Origin of the sequence: Mesorhizobium sp. B283B1A (genome assembly GCF_020165735.1) — a bacterium.
Classification (GTDB): domain Bacteria; phylum Pseudomonadota; class Alphaproteobacteria; order Rhizobiales; family Rhizobiaceae; genus Mesorhizobium; species Mesorhizobium opportunistum.
The window spans coordinates 18,436-37,794 of sequence record NZ_JAIUIQ010000023.1; the positions used below are offsets into that span (position 1 = coordinate 18,436).

The window sequence follows — 19,359 nt, forward strand, 5'->3', positions numbered from 1 at the left end:
CATGGGTCAACGGCGCTGGCTGGCTTTGTGGCCAGCATAGCCTTAGTGTCAGCCAGAGCGGAGGCGCTAACGATGCCGGACGATGATTTCGTAAAGGCCTATCGTGTCGGGGGGATCACAGCGGTCAATGACCTGCTATCGTCGAGGTTTGGTAAGACTGGCCCCGCTCTGATGAGGATGCTCGATCGCATGCATGACAGCCGCAGATGGGACGTCAAATTCCACTACGTTCACGGCCAAGCTGACTTCGGAGTAGTGATCGCCTATCATGGCGATGAATAGGCGGATCATGCTGGCCGCTCACGGCGATCTTTGAAAAGGTGGCGGCATGCTCGGGCCGGATCACGGTTCAATTCACCAGGACCTCGTTGGGCTGTTCGTCTGCTCGGCATGCGAGGCCGCTGGACGCGATCGGCGGCCGTTCCTGATTGCGAAGGCCAGCAGCGGGAGCGCAACCGCGACTGGAAGCCGACTTTCGAGAGCGCCAAGTGATAACCCACGTCTTTGCGTCTGTCGAACTGGAATTTGTGGGGATTGTTCTTCATCGCCGCCCAATCATGATCTGGAATTATGTGCGGCCAGTCCGCGACATAATGCTGTCCCGACTGGGGAACGATCAAACCCTTAGCACCAGATGCACAAGGCGCTGCTCGCCCATATGAAAGGCAAATGCTTGCCGATTCTTGGTGAGAAAGTATGCCATTAGGTCGTGCTCGCTCTCAGGCAAGTCGTTCAGCATGGCGATCTGATGCCGGCGCCAGATCGAGGTCCGGCGCCATTTGAGAAAGTAGCGCCCGCCGCCAAGCGCGGCCTAAAGCAGCCGGGATAGACAACTGCCCGCAGCAAACATGGCCACGACAAAAAGCGCCGAGAGAGACCATGCAGGCAAAGCCACCGCGTAGGGAAAGCCGAATTGAGCCCCTGCCAAGATGGCGCCGAAGCCAGCAGGACCGTGAGCGCGATTGGCCACGCTGAATTCAGTGCGTCCAGGACGTCCTTCAAGGTGAATGGCATCTTAGGGGAACCGTGGCGAGTGGCGGGGAACGTTGCGCTCAAAGGTTGCCGCGTATCATTAGTTTCCGCCCTTCATACAAAAGAGTTGAACCTGATCGCGGAAATCATTGATCGCCTGCTGCTTGTTTTCTTCTGTGTTAAAGCGGGGCTGGTCATATGCCATCATAATCATTGCCCGGAAGCCATCCTTGCCCTCGGCTCCAAATCCGGCGCCGTTCATCTTTTCAAGCACCGTCTGCAATGCCATCCCGTTTTGACGAGCTTGCATGACGGCTTCTGCTGCACGACCCACGTTGGCACAGGCCTCATCTGTGGACATGGCAAGGACCGGCTGAGCAGCCATGCTCGCACAAAGACAAAGTGCGGTAGCGTATGGAAATATTCTCAATTTGCGCTCCCTTTTATTTCCCAGCGTCAGCATTGCGCCAGTCGAGTGCAAACGCAAGCAAGCTCCCCGAAGGGCGCGCTTAACGACTTCACTGTTTGAGCATGGCCGCGATGCCATGCCGGATAAGAGGAACGTGTTGGGCGAACCGAAGCCCCGCATGGCGTGCAAGCCGTGCCGCCGGTCGCTCGCTTGAGTAGAGTCGGACGAGTATATTCGTAGCATGGTAGAGCGGCGCCGCCGACAGGCGCAGCCGCCTTTCGTATCTGTGCAGCATGTCGGGATCGGCAATGTCACGGCCGTCGCGACTTGCAGTCAGGATTGCATCGGCGAGTTGCTTTTGGCTGCTGAGACCGATGTTGAAGCCATGCGCTGTCACCGGGTGCATTCCAATAGCAGCGTCACCGATGAGTGCGGCACTCGGAGCCCTGAATTCGTGCGCCCACGTGGTGACCAGCGGATAGGCGTGGCGGCTGCTTGCCAATGTCATTTCCCCGAGACGGCCTTGACACCGCTTCGTCAATTCCCTGAGGAACAAATCGTCGTTGAAGGCAAGCAGTCTGCCGACCTCGCTTGAGGGCAGAGTGAGCAGCAACGAGGAGACCCCCTCCCCCAGAGGCAACATCGCTATCGTTTGATGGTGATCGAACCATTCGGTTGCCACATGGTGATGGGCGCGTTCATGCCGCACCCGACAGATCAGCATCGAGCGGCCAAGCCGATTGATGTCGGCGCCGATGCCGAGCAGATCACGCGTGGGAGACAGGCGCGAATCCGCGGCAACAACAAGCCTGGCGCTCAACTGCATGCCGTCAGAAAGCGTAACCACTGCTCCTTTGTGGCTGGTCCTTGCATGGACGACCGAGTGGCCGCACCGCAGCTCTGGCTGATCACGCAGCCGAACGATTTTGAACAGCGCATCGCGAATGCGGCAGTTCGGGACCAAAATTCCGAGGGGCTCTCCACACGCTCTTGGAGCATTAAAACGCAGAGCGAAAGCGCTCGATCCGTTGAGGACGCGTGCGCCTTGAAGTGGTGATTTGTCCGAAGCGGGAATGATATCCCAGGCGCCGAGCTCCCGAAGGATTCCGATCGAGGCATGAGTCAGCGCGATCTCGCGACCGTCGAACGCCGGATTCGCGAGCCTTTCCCGGGCCTGCGCTTCAACAACTGCCACTTTGAGTTTGCTCTGGGCAAGCGATGCGGCGAAGGAAAGTCCGACCGGCCCCGCGCCAACGACAATGATGTCGAAGCTGTTATCGGAGCCGGCCATCAGCGTGGCGCCATCGGGTCGGCTCTGCAGTGTTCAGGCACGAATTGCGAAATCAAAAACGCCTTTGATGCTAGTTTAAGCATGACGCGCGCAAGCTATGGCCGCCTAAAAAAGTGGCAAGCCGCCTCATCAGCGGCAGATGCTCACAAAGTCGTTGCTTGACCGCTGATGCTGGCAAGTAAGCGGTCGATCGGGCCGTTGCTGCGGCGATCGCGATCCTGGCCACGGAAGTGCTGCTGCTGCTGCTATTGCTGCCGCCGCAGCCTGTTCTCCAGCATCAGTATTCGTTCTGCTCGACCAGCGCATTGCGATTGGCAGAGTTGAGGACTGGTGCCGAGGCGACTTGATCCGGCAACGTCGCCGTTCCCAGCATTCCCAACATGAAGATCGTCAATAGGCGAAATCGCGACATCTATACACTCCTGCAAACAAAACTTTGGCATACGCAGTTGCCCGGTGATACCACCATGCCCGCAGGACCAGCGAACATGGCCAGCGTCTGACGCCGCTCTGCTGCCGTCCCGCGATGTCTTGAGCACGCGGTCAGCAGCCTCGCGTCCGAGCGCCTTGGGTTCACATCGACGGTTGTCAGTTGCGGACGCGCCGCAAGCTCCACAACGTTCTCAAAACTAGCGAGGGCTACGTCGGCATGTATTAACGAGCCATCTCGCAGAGCGGGTCGCACGCACCCTGGGCGATCTGATCGTTGCCGCCGAAGGTCGCGTTCAGCCTTTGCTCACAAGAATCCGGCCGCCGCCTTGCGCAGCCACGCTTCGGCCCACTTTTGGCTTTGGCCGTTCTTCGTGTTGGTCTTGATTCAGACCGATCGCCGAGGCGTTCGGCGGCGCGATTCGTCGACGTAGGCATGGTTTCTCTCCTTGAAAGACTGGCCGATGAAACCACGCCGATGAGTAGATAACCCTGATCTAGGTCAAGCGGCGTGAGAAATCCGGCGACCGCGGTTCGACGATCACCCGCCTGCATACTGGGCGGAATGGGCGACGTAATCTTTCGAGCGACACAGGCTTTTCACAGATCAGCGTCAACCGGCGGCAGGTGAAGCTGCCTATGCAACCTCAGCAGTAGTTCCACTCGGCTTACCCCCGGCATCCGCACAGTCATCTGCAGATCGGCTTGAATCAGCGTTCTGGCTTGTCTTCCTGGTCGACAAGGATACGCTCTGCTGCCCCGTCGAGATCCTCGTACTGACCGCTTTTCAATGCCCATAGGAAGCCAGACAGCCCAAGCCCGCCGAGGAGCAAAGCCACAGGTATCAGATACGCTAGCGTCGTCATTACAACTGTGCCAATCCGCCATTGTTGGAGCGTCTATCATTGGGAACAGTTTTCGTTGGTGCGTCCGGTACAAAGCCTTCCAGGCGCAATGCATTCCCGATCACCAGCAGTGATGACGCAGACATAGCAATCGCCGCGATAAGCGGAGTGACGTGCCCTAGAATAGCGGCTGGTACAGCGATGGTATTGTAGAGAGTCGCGACGGCGATGTTTTGGCGGATCAGCCCTCCCGCTTTCCGCGAGACCTCCAGAGCAAGAGATACTGCCAGAAGGCTTTCGCGCAGGAAGACGAAATCCGCGGCATTGCGACCAATCTCGGCGGCGCTGGCCGGAGCCATCGAGACGTGAGCCGCGCCCAGGGCGGGCGTATCATTGAGCCCGTCGCCGACCATCAGAACCTTGTGTCCGGCTTTCGCCAGCGTTTCGATGCGCTCAACCTTGCCGGATGGCAGGAGGCCCGGGACGAAGCGGCGGATATCTAATAGGTTTGCAACCTCACGGCAGGCGGCTGCCGTATCGCCAGACAGCATTTGCACCGACACCTCTTGCTCGTTCAACTTCACTATGGCTGCCCTGGCGTCAGCGCGCAGCGCATCCTCGAAAACGAAGGATGCGGCAATCATCCCGTTTCTCGTCAGGACCGTTCCGCCGTAGCCGTGTTTGCCTTCACCGCCGGTTCGAGCCTTCCAGCCAGCCCATCCGCGTCGACCTAGCCGCCAGGTGCTTCCGGCGTCGGTGGCTTCGATGCCAAACCCTGGATGCTCGGTCACGGTATCGAATTTGTGCCGCGCGCCAGGAGCGGCAAAGCCGGCTATGGCCCTTGAAAACGGATGGCGGGAATGCGCGGCCATGTCTCCCGCGACTGCCAGCATGCCCGGATCCGTCGAGCCCGCATTGACCAGCCGGGGCTGGCCGAGCGTGAGGGTCCCGGTCTTGTCGAACACTGCTGTATCAATCGTCGCCAGGCGCTCCATGGCCGAACCGTCCTTGACCATGATGCCGTTCTCGAACAGGCGCCGCGCGGCGACCACCTGCACGATCGGCACGGCGAGGCCGAGCGCGCACGGGCAGGTGATGATTAGAACGGCAATGGCGATGGTTGTCGCCCGGTGCCAGTCGCCCGTCGCCGCCATCCAGCCAAGGAAAGTCACGAAGGCGGTGAGATGAACCACCGGAGCATAGAGCGCTGAAACGCGATCGGCGATCCGGCGATAATGCGCGCGACCGCCCTCAGCGGCTTCCATGAGCCGAACCATTTCCGCCAGAAACGAATCTTTCGCGGCGGCTGTCGCCTCAATCGTCAGAGGGCCGGTCAGGTTGAGGACTCCAGCCTGTACGGCTTCGCCTGGCGCAACGCTTCGGGGCGTGCTCTCGCCCGAGACAAGCGAACAGTCCAGGTCCGACGTCCCTCGAGAGACCTTGCCGTCGACGGGTATCCTTTCACCGGCTGCGATCAACAGCAGCATGCCGGGTTCGATCTCGCCAACCGGCAGATAGTCGCGTGCGCCGTCGCCGCGCAGCACCATGGCGCCACGTGCGGCCAACTGGGACAGGCCTTTCACGGCGGTCCGGGCACGTTCGCGCATCACGTGATCCAACGTGCGGCCGATCAACAGGAAGAACAGCAGCGACACCGACGCATCGAAATAGGCGTGGTCGCCATGGTTGATCGTCTCATAGAGGCTCATGGCGTAGGCGAGGGACACCCCGACCGCGATCGGCACGTCCATGTTCATGCGGCCGTGACGCAGCGCGTTCCAGGCCGAGCGGAAGAAGATGCCGCCCGCGAAGGCAAGTGCCGGGATCGCGATCAGCGCCGAGACCCAATGAAACAGGTCGCGGGTCGCACCTTCGGCCCCGGACCAGACCGAGACCGAAAGCAGCATGATGTTACCGGCAGCGAAACCCGCGACAGCGACGGCGCGGATCAGCTCGGCAAGCGTTTTGTCCTTCTTGTCAAAATCGGCTTCGAACAAATGCGCCGCGTAGCCCAACCGTCGCAGCGCGGCGACGAAGGGGGGTACCTCGTCCCCACGCCACCGGACCGCGACCCGCTTCGTCGACAGGTTGACGCGCGCGCTTTCGACGTGATCAAGCTTTCCAAGTGCCGCCTCGATCGTCTGGATGCAGGCGGCGCAATGAACCGTCGGCACTGAAAGATCGGTCTGCCGAAGATTGTCGCCAAGCGATCGGCTCGCGAGCCTGACTTCCTTGCTGGATGGCAGCACCGATGCGGCGCTGTCCAGATCCAGCACCATTTCAGCGCCCGGCGCACAACAGCTCATTGCAGCGCTCCATGCGAAATCATGATCCTGCGGACGTCGCGATAGGGTCGCGCCAGGCCGGCATCGGCGTCGACTTCAACGATCCAGACGCCGTCCTTCGGCATGTGCTGCGCGGCGAATTCCTTGCCTGAGGCGAGGGCGAGCGTGACGGACTTATCCTCTTTCTCGTAGGCGGGATGACGAAACAGGACCTTGACGCCGTGCAGGGGAACTGGCTTGCCGGCAGCGTCGGAGAGGCTGTAGCGGACCTCGCCCCATGCAATGGTCAGCTTGCCGGTCCAACCGAGCGCTGCTTGGGCGCGGCCGGCCTCGGCCTGCTTGTTGAATTGCTGGCTGGCCACATAGGTGTTCTCGACGACGAGGCCGGTCCAACTCGTATTGGCGAGCGTGGCCATTGTCAGGTTGACCGCGATGACCACCCCGAAAAAGGTGAGAATGATGGCCAGCATGTGCCTGCCGGTGAATTCGCGGGGCTTTTGGGCATTGGCGGTCATTTGGCGGCCTCTGGCGCATTGAATGTTGCGGTGTACTCGTTCGACTCGAAGCTCGCTCTGTCCTCGACACGGAACTTGAAGGTCTGTGCCGGGGCATGGATCTGGTCCGCCGGCTGGCGAACGAAGACCTTCAACGTTTTCAGGCGGTCGGGCTCGACCGGGATGGCGAAAGACCGGCCGGCCGGGATGTCGTCGCCGACGACGACCATATCGGCACCCTCCAGGCCCTGCATGGTGACGACGATCGTCCTTGGCTCAGGGATCATGTTGAGCAGCTTGACGGTATAGCCGTTGCGGATGGAGCCATCGGACAGCGTGACGAATTGCGGATTGCGGTCATGCAGCACGTTCAGCTCGAGCCGATCGCGCGTCAGCAGCGAATAGAGCAGGCCCAGCCCGATCAGCGACCACAGGCCCATGTAGACGTAGGTGCGCGGCCGGAAGATCTTGCGAACGTGAAAATGCGCCACCTTATCGGAGAAGGTGCCGACGGCAGTCCTGACCAGCGACGGATCGATCGCCCCGGAGCCGCCTGCGGTCGCCAGCATCATGTTGGCGTTGTAATCGGAGAGCGTCGCGTAGGCGATCAGCCCGCGCTCTTTGCCGAGCTTGTCCATGACGCCGTCGCAGGCGTCGATACACAGCGCGCAGGTAATGCATTCGAGTTGTTGGCCGTCGCGAATGTCGATCCCCATCGGGCAGACCGCGACACAGGCATTGCAGTCGACGCAGTCGCCGACGGACTGCCCTATCGCTTGCACCTTCTTGGCGTGACGCGAGCGCGGTTCGCCGCGCCAGTCATTGTAGGTGACGGTAAGCGAATTCTCGTCGAGCGTGGCCGCCTGGATGCGCGGCCATGGGCACATATAGGTGCAGACCTGTTCGCGCATCAGGCCGCCGAACGTGTAGGTGGTCGCCGTCAACACAGCGATGGTGATGTAGGCGACAGGCGCGGCGGTACCGGTGAAAAGCTCGCCCACAAGTGTCGGGGCATCAGCGAAATAGAAAATCCAGGCGCCGCCGGTCGCCGCACCGATGACCAGCCAGACAGCGTGCTTCGATAGGCGCAGCATCAGCTTGCGGGCGGTCCAGGGGCCAGCGTCAAGTTTCATGCGGGCGTTGCGGTCACCCTCTATCGCGCGTTCGACGACAAGGAACAGATCGACCCATACAGTCTGCGGACATGCATAGCCGCACCAGGCACGGCCGACAGTCGACGTGATCAGGAAAAGGCCAACGCCGGCCATGACCAGGAGACCGGCCACGTAGAAGAATTCCTGGGGCCATATCTCGATGAAGAAGAAGTAGAAGCGCCGATTGGCGAGATCGAGCAGCAAAACCTGGTCCGGGGCAAATGGACCGCGATCCCAACGCAGCCACGGCGTCAGGTAGTAGATGCCAAGGGTGATCGCCATCACCAGCCATTTGAAACGGCGAAAGTTGCCCGAGGCGCGCTTTGGGAAGATTTTCTTGCGTGTGGTATAATGCGGCTGGCGCGTGTTGCGGGAATTCATGGCCGAGCCTTCGAGCCGTTCTGTTCGCGTATCATTGCGCACCTGCGTGCCACTCCCATCCGATGTCAGAGGGGGATTCGTGCCGCATCGATAAGCGGCGCAGCCGAAATGGTGTCGAGGCCCGGCTTGCGCCGGGCCCCGTCGCTTGGCAGGGGGAGGCCGAGAATAGGCCTTGCCTTCCTATTCTCCGCCGCCAAGCGAATGGACATAAACCGCAAGCTCCTTGACTTTGATCTCGCCGAGACGGCCGAGCCAGGCCGGCATGACACCTTCCTTTGGCGCGCGGACCTGGGCTGCGACCGCTGCCTCGCCGGCCCCATGCAGCCAAATGGCGTCGGTGAGGTTGGGGCCCCCAAATTCCCTGTTCCCCTCCGCGTTCTCACCATGACAGGCGACGCAATTGTCGGAAAAGACTTTGGCACCGGGTTGGATCAGACTTGCATCGGCGACCTTGCCAGAGAGGCTGACGACATATGCGCTAACCTGCTTGATCTCGTCGGCGGTGATGATGTCGCCGAAGGCCGGCATTTCCGACAGGCGCGTGTCCGGATCCGAAGCGAAGCGGATTCCATGCGTGATCGTCTGCTGGATCTGCTCGGCCTTGCCACCCCACAGCCAGTCGTCGTCGTTTAGGTTGGGAAAGCCCTTGGATCCTTCGGCGCCGGAGCCGTGGCACTGCGTGCAGTTGACCTTGAATGCGGCGCCGCCGGCGGCGATGGCGAATTCGCGCAAGGCATCGTCCGCAGCGATTTCCGAGACACTTTTCGACTTCACCGCCGCGAGGTATTTGCTCTTGGCTGCTTCCGCAGCCGCCAGTTCGTTCTTGACGTCATTGCGGCTCGAATAGCCGAGAACACCCGTCGTCGCCGAATGCAGCAGTGGCCATGCCGGATAGGCGATTGTGTAACCGATCGCCCACACGATGGTGACGTAGAAGATGGTGATCCACCAACGCGGAAGCGGGTTGTTCAGCTCGCGGATGCCATCCCATTCGTGGCCGGTGGTCGAGACCCCAGAGACTTCATCGATGTGCTCCTCGCTCATGATCACTCGTCCTGAAGCGGAATTCGGGCAGCTTCGTCCGCCAACTTACGGCTGCCGGGACGCAGGACGAAGACACTTGCCCCCGCAAAGAAAAGCGCCATGGCAACCAGACCCCAGCTGTCGGCAAACTCCCGCATAAGATTGTAATTCATGGAAAACTCCTCAGCGGTAACCGGCGCCGTCGTCGTAGTTCTTAAAATCGACCAGCGTGCCGAGCATCTGCAGATACGCAACGAGCGCATCCATTTCGGTGACCTGTTGCGGGTTGCCGTCGAAGTCGCCGGTCTTGGCCTTGGGATAACGGGCCTCAAGACCTGATGTGTCGGCGTTGGGATCAGCCTGCGCCATCAGATCGGCGTTGGCGTTGGCGACCATGTCATCGTTGTAGGGAACGCCGACCCGCCGGTTGGCGACCAAGTGCGTCGAGAAGTCCTTCACCTCGATCGGCGCGTCCTTCAGGAAGGCGTAGCTGGGCATGATGGATTCCGGCACAACGGAACGCGGATCCGAAAGATGGGCGACATGCCAGGCGTTCGAGTAGCGGTCACCGACCCGGGCCAGATCCGGCCCCGTCCGCTTCGATCCCCATTGGAAGGGGTGATCGTACATCGACTCGGCGGCCAGGCTGTAGTGGCCGTAGCGCTCGACCTCGTCGCGAAACGGCCTGATCATCTGGCTGTGGCAGAGGTAGCAGCCCTCGCGCACATAGATGTTGCGCCCGACGAGCTCGAGCGGCGAGTACGGACGCATGCCTTCCACCTTCTCGATCGTGTTGTCGAGATAGAAGAGCGGCGCGATTTCGACGATACCGCCGACAGTCACGACAAGAAGGGAGCCTACGAGAAGAAGCGTGGCGTTCTTCTCGATAATGGCATGTTTGTCGATCAAGCCCATTGGTTTGGCTCCCTGGCAGGCTGAATGACAGGCGGGGCACCCGACATCGGCCTCTCCTCGCGTTGATGGCCGAGGATTGTCATCGCGATGTTCCAGGCCATGATCAGGGCGCCCGAGAGATACATGGCGCCGCCTATGGCGCGCATGACGTAGTAGGGGCGCATGGCAGCGACGGTCTCAGCGAAGGAGTAGACCAGGAAGCCCTGCCCGTCGTATTCGCGCCACATCAGGCCCTGCGTGATGCCGGACACCCACATGGCGGCGGCGTAGACGACGATGCCGAGCGTCGCCAGCCAGAAGTGCCAGGTAACCAGCCGCAGCGAATAGAGCCGGTTACGGTTCCAGAGCTTCGGTACCATGTAGTAGATCGCGCCGAACGAGATCATGCCGACCCAGCCGAGTGCACCGGAGTGCACGTGACCAATTGTCCAGTCGGTATAATGGGACAGCGAGTTGACCGCCTTGATAGCCATCACCGGGCCTTCGAAGGTCGACATGCCGTAGAAGGCAACGGCCATCACCATCATGCGGATGATCGGGTCGGTGCGCAACTTGTCCCAGGCTCCGGACAGCGTCATCAAGCCGTTGATCATGCCGCCCCAGGACGGCATCCACAGCATGATCGAGAACACCATGCCGAGCGTCTGTGCCCAGTCGGGCAGAGCGGTGAAATGCAGGTGGTGCGGCCCGGCCCAGATGTACAGGAAGATCAGTGCCCAGAAATGGATGATCGAGAGCCGGTAGGAATAGACTGGCCGGTTCGCCTGCTTGGGCACGAAATAATACATCATGCCGAGGAAGCCGGCGGTGAGGAAGAAGCCGACGGCGTTGTGGCCGTACCACCACTGCGTCAGCGCGTCCTGGACGCCGGAAAAGGCGGAGTAACTCTTGGAACCGAGCAAAGAGACCGGCATCGAAAGGTTGTTGACCACATGCAGCATCGCGATGGTCACGATGAAGGAGAGGTAGAACCAGTTGGCGACGTAGATATGCGGTTCCTTTCGCTTCAGGATCGTGCCGAGGAACAGGATGAAGTAGGCGACCCAGACGATGGTTAGCCAGACGTCGACATACCATTCCGGTTCGGCGTATTCGCGGCTCTCGGTGATGCCGAGCAGGTAGCCTGTCGCGGCCATGACAATGAAAAGCTGGTAGCCCCAAAAGACGAACCAGGCGAGATCGCCGCCGAACAGGCGAGCGCGGCAAGTGCGTTGCACGACGTACAATGACGTGCACAGCAGCGCGTTGCCGCCGAAGGCGAAGACGACCCCGGACGTGTGCAGCGGCCGCAAGCGGCCGAAATTGAACCAGGGCTGAACGTTGAGATCGGGGTAGGCCAGCTGCAGTGCGATAACGACGCCGACCAGCATGCCGACGACGCCCCAGAACATGGTGGCGATGGCGCCGTAGCGGATCGGACCGTCCATATAGGCGGACGGGCCGATCCGAGCGGCCGGCTTGAACTCCGAGTTGCGCAACAAGATCCCGATAAAGGCAATAAGGGCAAAAGACAGCACCCCCATATGCTGGCGGAAAGGTCCATCAATGCCGAAGCCAGCAGCCACCAGGGCTGCAAAGGCAAAAAAGCCCACCACGACGATCGCTGTGCCGAATTTCATCGCAAATCCTGATCCCGAATCGGGCGGACGCCAAATCCGCTCGGCATCAATTGCGCAGCTGCCCTCTGCCCGCCCTGATCCATGTCAGGTGCCAGGTTTGTTCCGTCGAATCGAGTTCGCGAAGAGCGGACGTTGGGGCGGGCGGATGTGTCGAAGCGCGGCCTCCGCGACGTTGGAAGTAGCGCTGCTAAGGTCGCCTGGAATGGTTCAGAAAAGACGCAGTGACATCGCCGCCAGCCTTGCGCACGAGGACCTCAAGGATCAATGCTTCACCGGCGACTCTTGCCGGCTGCCTCGCTATCCGACAAGGGTCGCGGATGCTCTTGGGTCTATGCTACCGCGACGTCTCGAGGCTATAGCAATACATTGTCTTCGAACGCAGCATGTCCTGCTGCGGATCGGAGTCGGCGCGCAGAACCCGCCGCTTGGGCTTATCCAAACTGCCGCGGCCTTCGGCCGCCGCAACGCTGCTCCAGCCGGCCGACGCTCTCCACCCTCACATGGCGCTTGTTCTCGATCCGGATTACGCCTTCAGCTCGCAGTCGAGTCAGATGGCGGCTCACCGTCTCATTCGTCAGACCAAGGAAATCAGAGATATCGGCACGAGTCAGTGGCAGATCGAAGGACGCCGATATGGCGGCTGGATCAACACTGGTATCCATGTTCAGGGCGAGCATGACGAGAAAACTCGCCACCTTTTCCGATGCGGTCTTGCGCCCGAGCGTCACCATCCATTCGCGTGCTGCGTCAAGTTCGTCCAGCGCCTGCTTGAGCAGGCGATGCTCGAGTTCCGGTGATTCCTTCACCATCCGTTCGAGGGCTGCCTTGGGGAACGAACACAGCGTGACAACGGTTGCCGCTTCCGCACTGATCTCGCTTTCGACCTTGAAGGGTCGCCCCAGAAAATCCGGTGCAAACTGGAGCCCTACGATCTGCTGGCGCCCGTCCGAAAGGCTCTTCGTCAGCTTGACCACGCCTGAAAGCACATTCGAATAGCTGTTGACGGCCTCGCAGTCGCCGACCAGTTCGACTCCTGGCTCGATCTTGTGCCGCGATGAAGTCCTGGCAAGCGCAGCCAAACGGTCTGGATCGAGCGCACCGCAAATACCGCGACGCCTTCCCTCGCAAGAGCGGCAAAGAACGGGAATGCCGGAACTGTGAATGTCCTGCCGTAATGTCATGCGTTCGCTCCACCCTCTTCCAAGCACCGACAGGGTAGCAATCCAGGGTAGAAAAATCCTTGCGGCAGTTTGTCCGAGCTGCACTTGACCGAAATCAGGGCGTTGGCCGGCCAACCAGTCTAGAGTTCCAGCGGTGCAAACATGGTGACCACGACATGCAGTCGAAAGTAGCTGCTCGGATTGTCGAAAACGTCCCTCGCTATACCAGCTATCCGACCGCACCGCATTTCCACGTGGGCGTCGATGCTGCGGATTATCGTGGCTGGCTGGAGGCGCTCAGCGAGGACGATGAGATATCGCTCTACGTGCACATCCCTTTCTGCGACAGGCTTTGCTGGTTCTGTGCCTGCCACACCAAGCAGACACGCCACTATGAACCGGTGACCAGATATCTGGGATCATTGCATGCGGAGATCGCCACCGTTTCAGGTCTCGCCGGAGGCAAGGGCCGGGTGCGTGCCGTCCATTTGGGCGGCGGTTCGCCGACAATGCTCAGGCCCGACGACATGGTGGCGCTCGGGACCGCATTGCGCCACAGCTTCTCATTTCTTCCCGGCACCAGGATCAGCGTCGAAATCGAACCCAACGATATGGACGAAGCCCGCCTCAATGCGCTTGCCGAAATCGGCATGACGAGGGCGAGCCTCGGGGTCCAGGATTTCGATCCGAAGGTGCAAAAAGCCATCAATCGCGAGCAGACCTTCTTGCAGACCAAAACGGTTGTCGACGGCGTTCGATCGCGCGGCGTCGAATCGGTCAACCTCGACCTGCTCTACGGCTTGCCGCACCAGACGAGGGAGATCGTCTTGTCCACTGTCAGGCAGGCGCTGACGCTCGAGCCCGACCGGATCGCCCTTTTTGGCTATGCCCATGTGCCATGGTTCAAGAAACATCAGACCATGATCGACGAGGCCTGGTTGCCAGGCCCGGAGGAGCGGTTTGCCCAATCGCAACTGGCAGCTCGCGCCATACTCGACCAAGGATACGAAGCAATCGGGCTCGACCATTTTGCCAAACCGGGCGATGCGCTGGCGCTTGCCGCGCATTCGGGGATGTTGCGTCGCAACTTTCAGGGCTACACCGAGGATCGCTACGAAACCTTGATCGGTCTCGGGCCGTCATCCATCAGCCAATTCCGGCAAGGCTATGTACAGAACATGCCTTCGACCGCCGAGTATGGCCGCATGGTGGATGACGGTGGGTTGGCTTCGGTCCGCGGGATTGCCTTCTCGAACGACGACCGCGCCCGCGGCTGGATCATCGAGCGCCTGATGTGCGATTTCGGCTTCTCGGCAGTCGATTTGGTGGAACGCTTCGGCAAAGCTGGCCAGAAGCTCCTTCTTCGGTCGAGTACCGTGGCCCTCGACAAGTCGGCCCGACTTGAACTCGACGGCGATCGTTTCGTCGTACCGGTGGAAAGTCGTCCCTTTGTCAGATGCGTCGCTGCGAAGTTCGACAAATATCTCAAAACCGGAAAGGCCAGGCACTCCGTGGCAGTTTGAGCCAGCGAGTGCGTCGCGGTCCGCGCAGGGTCCATCATCGGTGCCCTATTTGCCATACCACGATGTTGCCCGCGCACACCCTTGTTTGACAGGCACGCAGGCAGATCGACGCGCTGCATCCACGCTGCCGCCGGTATGGTCGTCTTCCCGGTCGACATCGGCCGGCACATGATGGAGAGATGGAACCTTCGCTTGGCACAGCTCGGCCTCATGGATGGACCGGCCGAGCGTGCGGTGTGCCACAATTGCATTTGACCGACTCTCTGCTTCGGTCTGAGGCTGGCAGAGACCGCTACTCGTCTGAGATGCTGGCCATCGCCAGACCTTCTTTTCTGGCCTTGGCAAACGCTCGGTCGCCGTCCAGAAATCCCGCCAGCATGAACGGGATGAGTTCCGCGACTGTTTCAGACTCGCCGTAGGTCTGACGATAGAGCGCAGCATAGGCCTTGAGTTCTTGGCTCAACTCCGCGCTGACGGTGATGGTAATCTTCAAAGGCGTTCGGTCTGGAAGCTTGCCAAGTTTCAAGTTGGCCATAATCACTCCCGTTCAATCTTGTATGGTCGCAGCAAGAGATCCTTTTGCACGATGACGCGCAGTGGCCAGCCTGGTCGAATCGTTATGGTGGGCTGAACGTTGAGATTTTTCTCAGTTATGCGCTGGCCGGCTCGACTGACGTTCTGCTGGGCGGATTCGCGGATCGCCTTGACCAGATCGCTTTCATTGTCTCCGAGGCTCAAGTCGGTGCCCACGCCAAGCAAGGTCGCGAGCGCAACCCCCTTGATCAGCTGCCAGGTGTGGAAATCCACCTTGTCCTCAAGCCCTGCATATCCGGCGGTGTCTGTCGCCGGCAGATTATCGATTTCGATCGAGGACCCGTCCGGCAGGATTATTCGCTGCCAGACCAGCAATGTGCGCTTTTGCCCAAACGCCACCACGCTGTCATAGGTGCCGATCAGCCGGGAGCCTTGTGGAATGAGCAAGATGCTGCCAGTGACTGTGTCTTGCACATTCTCTGTGACCTGCGCGACGACGAGGCCGGGTAGGTCGGAATTGATCCCGGTAATGAGGCTTGCCGCGATTACGCTGCCAGCCATCAGCTGGTAGGGCGAAGCAGACGTCTGCAGCGCATGGGGATTGTAGATTCCACTTGTGCCCCGCTGACTGACAAAATCCAGCTTGCGCTGTTGGTTGTTCTGATCGCCCTCGGCTGGCGCAACGGAAGCCGACCCGTCTGTCGCTCCGGATTGCGGCGCTTCAGGCTGCTGCTGTACACTCTCCCCGCCGCCAGCGAGATCTGTCGGTCTGGGTCGGTTATCGATCCGGAACAACACTTGAGACTCGCGCGCTTCGATTGCCTGCTGGGCAAGGCGTTGATCCTCGGCGGAGACCTCCTGTCCCGGCGCAATTCCGAGTTGGCGCTGCCGCTCGAGGATGGGGCGGCCGAGATCACCGGGTAGCGGCGGTCCGAGCACCGGTGCCTTCGGCTTGACGCCGGAATAGTCTCTGGGCAGGCTGTCGAGCCCCTCGGCGGTGGGCTTGTGGTCAGGATGGTAGAGGTCTTCCGCATGCTCTTTGAATCGCAATGCCGGTCCCTGAAGCGCAATGATCATGACGCCCAGAATGGCACCACATCCGGCGGCAGAGATCGCGACAATCACACCCCGCCTGAAGCGCACAGCACCGCGGGGTGAGGCGCGCAGCTGCAGCTGGTCGGGATCGAGTTTCGGCGGCGCATTGGAGTGGGACGTATCGGTCATGAGCCTTTTCCCCTCACCTGCCGAAACCGGCAAAGGGTGGCATCCGACGCGGCAATTGCCGACCGTCAGTCCGTGAGATGCGCACGACCTGCTGCGGCTTGGCGCCGAGGCGCAGTTCGGCCGCGGCGAACAGGCGATCGACGATGTAGTAGTTGCCACGCATGCGGTAGTTGACCAGCTGATTGCCGCCGTCAGCACCGACGATGAAGAGCGGCGGCGCCTCGCCCTGATCGATGCGGCGCGGGAATTCGATATAGACTTTGCTGCCGTCGTCAAAGGCCCGTGTCGGCCTCCAGGGCGGAGTGTCGCCGGCGATTGAATAGCGGAAGCGGATATTTTCGAGCGCAACATTCGATGCGACCGGCGTTGCAGCGTCGGCCTGAACGTTTCGCCGGGAGAGCGCAAGGATCTGGTCTTCGCTGTAGGTCCAAGAGATGGCCGCCATTGCGGTCTTCTCCGTGCTTTGGAGCTGCAAGTGATAGGTGCGTCGATCCGTGGTGATCACCAGATTTGTGGTAAGCTCGGGCGCGAACGGCTTCACCAAAACATGGGTGCGCTGACCGTCACCGGTGCCACTGACGGTGTCGCCGATGACCCAGCGGACCGTGTCCCCGGCGGACACCGCCGTCAGTTTCTCGCCCGGCTGCAGAGCGATATCGGTGACGCGCTCCGGCGCGGCAAAGAGCTGATAAAGCGCGCCATCGGTGAAGGGATAGACCTGGACCGCGTTGACATAGCCATACCTGGTTGGCTGCCGAGTTGCGGCCCGATTGGCATCGGCAACGCGTTCTTCAGGAGAGCGCTTGTCTTCGGCGAACTTGACCGGGTCAGGCTGCAACTGGCCGGGAAGCGGTAGCGGCTTTGGCACCTCGACGATTTTAACCGGTTTCTCTGGCGGCTTCTCGATCGACGCTGCTTTGAAGTCGGCAGCGTCATAGGCAATCTCGGGCGGCGGCACCGGCTTGGATGCGCAGGCGGATAGCACCGCTGCCGAGGCCGACAGGATCAGCGCGGCACGGAGCGATGGGGCTTTATTTGTCATTGGCGGGCTCCTTGGGGGAAATGGAGGTCGGCGCGGCACTGTCGAGCTCGCGCGACCAATCGATGGCGTTGATGAAGAGGCCGAGCGGATTCTTGCGCAGTTGGTCTGTATTGCTTGGCGGGCGGACCATGATGGTGAGGATCGCCGTCCAGCGGGTCGTGCTGGCAAGGCTGCCGCGCTCAAAGACCTGCTCGGTCCATTTGACCTGGAACGAGCTGCCGGAAGCCCGCACCACGCTGGTCACCTGGACGGACACGCTTCGCGTTCCGATCTGACCGAAAGGATCGTTCGCCTTGGCATATTCGTTGAGGAAGAGCGCGGCGCGGTCACTGGCAAAGTCATAGGCGGCCAACCAGTTCTGCCGCACCAACACCGGATCGGTGGAAACGGAACGGATATTCTGAATGAAACGGCCAAGATGCCAGGCGATCTGGGCGTCCGTCGGCTCGTAGTCCTGGATTGCCGAGGCTACGGCGCGCGCCTCGCCGAAGCGGTCGACCTCGACGACGTAGGGCACAACCCGGCTCTGCATTGACTGCCAAACGAGCCCGCCGGAGAGCCCGGTTGCCAATGCCAGGCAGCCAAGAGCCATCAGCCGCCAGTTGCGGGCCTGCACCCGCGATGAGCCAATGCGCTCATCCCAAAGCTGGCCCGCCTTCTGGTACGGTGTGATGGGCTCGGGTGTCTTGCCGTAGCGTTGAACGGATCGCTTGAAGAGCATCTAGTCGTCCTTGTCGTTGAGAGAGGGATTGGCGCTAGCGCCCGGTCTGTCACCATCGCGCACGGCCTGCATGCTGGCGTGGCGGTGGGCTCGCGCAGACTGCTGGGAACGCAGGCGCCTGGCCCAGCTAGGGGCAGCATCGGTGGTCGGACCCGAAGGAGTTTCGGTCATCGAGGCGATGGGAGATCCGCCGGTCGCGGTCCATGCCGCCTGGCGCCCGGCATCAGCGCTGCGCCCGAAGGTTTCCGCGGCAGATCGTGCCGCTCGCACAGCGGCGCCACTGGCGGCACCTGCCACGCCCTGCATCCCGGCAGCCACACCGGACCGGCCGGAGTCAGGCGAGGTTGCGCGCCCTAATTGCCAGGCAGAGGAAGCTGCGGAACCGATCGTGGTGCCGGCGCGAATCGCGGCAAGCCCGCCATCAGTTGCCATGCGCACCCCGGCGATCGCAGCGCCTCCGGCAACGAGTGACGCACCGGCGGCGGCTGCGGCCGTACCCAGTGCAGCGCCCGCACCAAGCTGCGGGGCACCCGAGACGAGACCGGACGCTATTCCAGGCCCGAAAATACCTAGCCCAAGCAGCGCCAGCGCGCCCAACACCTGTGACATGGCGGCGGCCAAATCCGGCTCCTTGCCTTGCAGCGCCGAAGCGAACTCGCCGAACAGCGTGGACCCGACACCGACGATGACCGCAAGCACCATCACCTTGATGCCCGACGAGATCACGTTGCCGAGCACGCGCTCGGCCAGGAACGCCGACCGGTTCCAGACTGCGAAGGGCACCAGAACGAAGCCGGCGAGAGTGGTGAGCTTGAACTCCAGAATGGTGATGAAGAGCTGGATGGAAAGAATGAAGAAGGCAATGATGACCAGGAACCAGGCCACGAGCAGCACGAAAATGGTGAGCGCGTTGCCGAAGATTTCGGGAAAGCCAAGAAGCTGGCTCGCCTGATCCAGCAGCGGCCACGCGCCCTCGAAGCCTGTGGCGGCAATACGTCCGGGCCGCAGGAGACTGTCGGGTGACAGATTGGCGGCCGAAGCGTTGAAGCCCAGCCCTGCGAAGGAGCGGTATATAATGTCAGCGAGATTCTTGAAATTGTTCAGGATGAAAGCGAAGACGCCGACATAGAGCACCTTGCGGATGAAGCGGCCGAGAATGTTGGGCTCGCCGGCGAATGCCCAAGCGAGCCCGGCTAACGTGATGTCGATGCCGATCAGGGTCGTGGTGAGGAAGGCGACATCGCCCGACAGCAGACCAAACCCGCTGTCAATATAGCGGATGAAAGTCTCCATGAAGCGATCGATGACCCCGAGGTCGTTCATTGCGCCTTCCTCGTG

Annotated in this window: 19 protein-coding genes; 2 read left to right on the forward strand and 17 right to left on the reverse strand. The window is 61.0% G+C overall.

Going from position 1 to position 19,359, the window contains the following annotated elements:
- Window positions 1-72 precede the first annotated feature (72 nt).
- Window positions 73-282 carry a hypothetical protein gene (locus tag LB577_RS20050; RefSeq protein WP_224688019.1) on the forward strand — a complete coding sequence of 70 codons (210 nt, stop codon included), beginning with the start codon at window positions 73-75 and terminating at the stop codon, window positions 280-282.
- 790 nt (window positions 283-1,072) lie between these two features.
- On the opposite strand, the gene LB577_RS20055 is transcribed toward LB577_RS20050, so the two are convergent.
- The 12 genes from LB577_RS20055 to LB577_RS20105 all read right to left on the reverse strand — a co-directional run bounded on the left by LB577_RS20055 (window position 1,073) and on the right by LB577_RS20105 (window position 12,998).
- Window positions 1,073-1,435, reverse strand: coding sequence for a hypothetical protein (locus tag LB577_RS20055; protein ID WP_224688020.1), 363 nt, complete (start codon window positions 1,433-1,435; stop codon window positions 1,073-1,075).
- A gap of 55 nt (window positions 1,436-1,490) precedes the next feature.
- Complete coding sequence (gene ubiM / locus LB577_RS20060; RefSeq protein ID WP_224688021.1) at window positions 1,491-2,672, reverse strand: 5-demethoxyubiquinol-8 5-hydroxylase UbiM; 1,182 nt, start codon at window positions 2,670-2,672, stop codon at window positions 1,491-1,493.
- 277 nt (window positions 2,673-2,949) lie between these two features.
- Entirely contained in the window at window positions 2,950-3,084 is a 135-nt protein-coding gene (locus LB577_RS33145; RefSeq protein ID WP_263496165.1) for a hypothetical protein, read from the reverse strand.
- Between the two features lie 727 nt (window positions 3,085-3,811).
- Window positions 3,812-3,967 (reverse strand): cbb3-type cytochrome oxidase assembly protein CcoS, encoded by a 156-nt coding sequence (gene ccoS / locus LB577_RS20065; protein ID WP_224688022.1) that lies wholly within the window; start codon window positions 3,965-3,967, stop codon window positions 3,812-3,814.
- Window positions 3,967-6,252 (reverse strand): heavy metal translocating P-type ATPase, encoded by a 2,286-nt coding sequence (locus tag LB577_RS20070; RefSeq protein ID WP_224688023.1) that lies wholly within the window; start codon window positions 6,250-6,252, stop codon window positions 3,967-3,969. The genes ccoS and LB577_RS20070 overlap by 1 nt, the downstream gene beginning before the upstream one ends.
- Entirely contained in the window at window positions 6,249-6,746 is a 498-nt protein-coding gene (locus LB577_RS20075; RefSeq protein WP_224688024.1) for a FixH family protein, read from the reverse strand. Before LB577_RS20075 ends, LB577_RS20070 begins: the two co-directional genes overlap by 4 nt.
- On the reverse strand, window positions 6,743-8,260 hold the full coding sequence (gene ccoG / locus LB577_RS20080) for a cytochrome c oxidase accessory protein CcoG (protein ID WP_263496166.1): 1,518 nt from the start codon (window positions 8,258-8,260) through the stop codon (window positions 6,743-6,745). Before ccoG ends, LB577_RS20075 begins: the two co-directional genes overlap by 4 nt.
- A gap of 180 nt (window positions 8,261-8,440) precedes the next feature.
- The gene (gene ccoP, locus LB577_RS20085; protein WP_224688026.1) at window positions 8,441-9,304 is read right to left on the reverse strand and encodes a cytochrome-c oxidase, cbb3-type subunit III; all 864 of its coding nucleotides are present in this window, start codon (window positions 9,302-9,304) and stop codon (window positions 8,441-8,443) included.
- Between the two features lie 2 nt (window positions 9,305-9,306).
- Window positions 9,307-9,456, reverse strand: coding sequence for a CcoQ/FixQ family Cbb3-type cytochrome c oxidase assembly chaperone (locus LB577_RS20090; RefSeq protein WP_013533256.1), 150 nt, complete (start codon window positions 9,454-9,456; stop codon window positions 9,307-9,309).
- A 10-nt stretch (window positions 9,457-9,466) separates the two neighbouring features.
- A complete protein-coding gene (gene ccoO, locus LB577_RS20095; RefSeq protein WP_224688027.1) occupies window positions 9,467-10,198 on the reverse strand; it encodes a cytochrome-c oxidase, cbb3-type subunit II in 732 nt (243 codons plus the stop codon).
- Window positions 10,189-11,817: a cytochrome-c oxidase, cbb3-type subunit I gene (ccoN, locus tag LB577_RS20100; protein WP_224688028.1), complete on the reverse strand. Its 1,629-nt coding sequence runs from the start codon at window positions 11,815-11,817 to the stop codon at window positions 10,189-10,191. Before ccoN ends, ccoO begins: the two co-directional genes overlap by 10 nt.
- Window positions 11,818-12,248: 431 nt before the next feature.
- The gene (locus LB577_RS20105) at window positions 12,249-12,998 is read right to left on the reverse strand and encodes a Crp/Fnr family transcriptional regulator (protein WP_224688083.1); all 750 of its coding nucleotides are present in this window, start codon (window positions 12,996-12,998) and stop codon (window positions 12,249-12,251) included.
- Window positions 12,999-13,153: 155 nt separating this feature from the next.
- On the opposite strand from LB577_RS20105, the gene hemN reads away from it, so the two are divergent.
- Complete coding sequence (gene hemN, locus LB577_RS20110) at window positions 13,154-14,500, forward strand: oxygen-independent coproporphyrinogen III oxidase (RefSeq protein WP_224688029.1); 1,347 nt, start codon at window positions 13,154-13,156, stop codon at window positions 14,498-14,500.
- Window positions 14,501-14,792: 292 nt separating this feature from the next.
- On the opposite strand, the gene LB577_RS20115 is transcribed toward hemN, so the two are convergent.
- Genes LB577_RS20115 through trbL form a run of 5 tightly spaced genes read right to left on the reverse strand, consistent with a single transcriptional unit; the run spans window position 14,793 to window position 19,344 of the window.
- Window positions 14,793-15,035, reverse strand: a complete 243-nt coding sequence (locus LB577_RS20115) for a DUF2274 domain-containing protein (RefSeq protein WP_224688030.1) — start codon at window positions 15,033-15,035, stop codon at window positions 14,793-14,795.
- 2 nt (window positions 15,036-15,037) lie between these two features.
- Window positions 15,038-16,258 (reverse strand): TrbI/VirB10 family protein, encoded by a 1,221-nt coding sequence (locus LB577_RS20120; RefSeq protein ID WP_224688031.1) that lies wholly within the window; start codon window positions 16,256-16,258, stop codon window positions 15,038-15,040.
- A 13-nt stretch (window positions 16,259-16,271) separates the two neighbouring features.
- Entirely contained in the window at window positions 16,272-17,300 is a 1,029-nt protein-coding gene (gene trbG / locus LB577_RS20125; RefSeq protein ID WP_224688032.1) for a P-type conjugative transfer protein TrbG, read from the reverse strand.
- Window positions 17,290-18,021: a conjugal transfer protein TrbF gene (trbF, locus tag LB577_RS20130; protein ID WP_224688033.1), complete on the reverse strand. Its 732-nt coding sequence runs from the start codon at window positions 18,019-18,021 to the stop codon at window positions 17,290-17,292. Before trbF ends, trbG begins: the two co-directional genes overlap by 11 nt.
- Window positions 18,022-19,344: a P-type conjugative transfer protein TrbL gene (trbL, locus tag LB577_RS20135; RefSeq protein WP_224688034.1), complete on the reverse strand. Its 1,323-nt coding sequence runs from the start codon at window positions 19,342-19,344 to the stop codon at window positions 18,022-18,024.
- Window positions 19,345-19,359 lie beyond the last annotated feature (15 nt).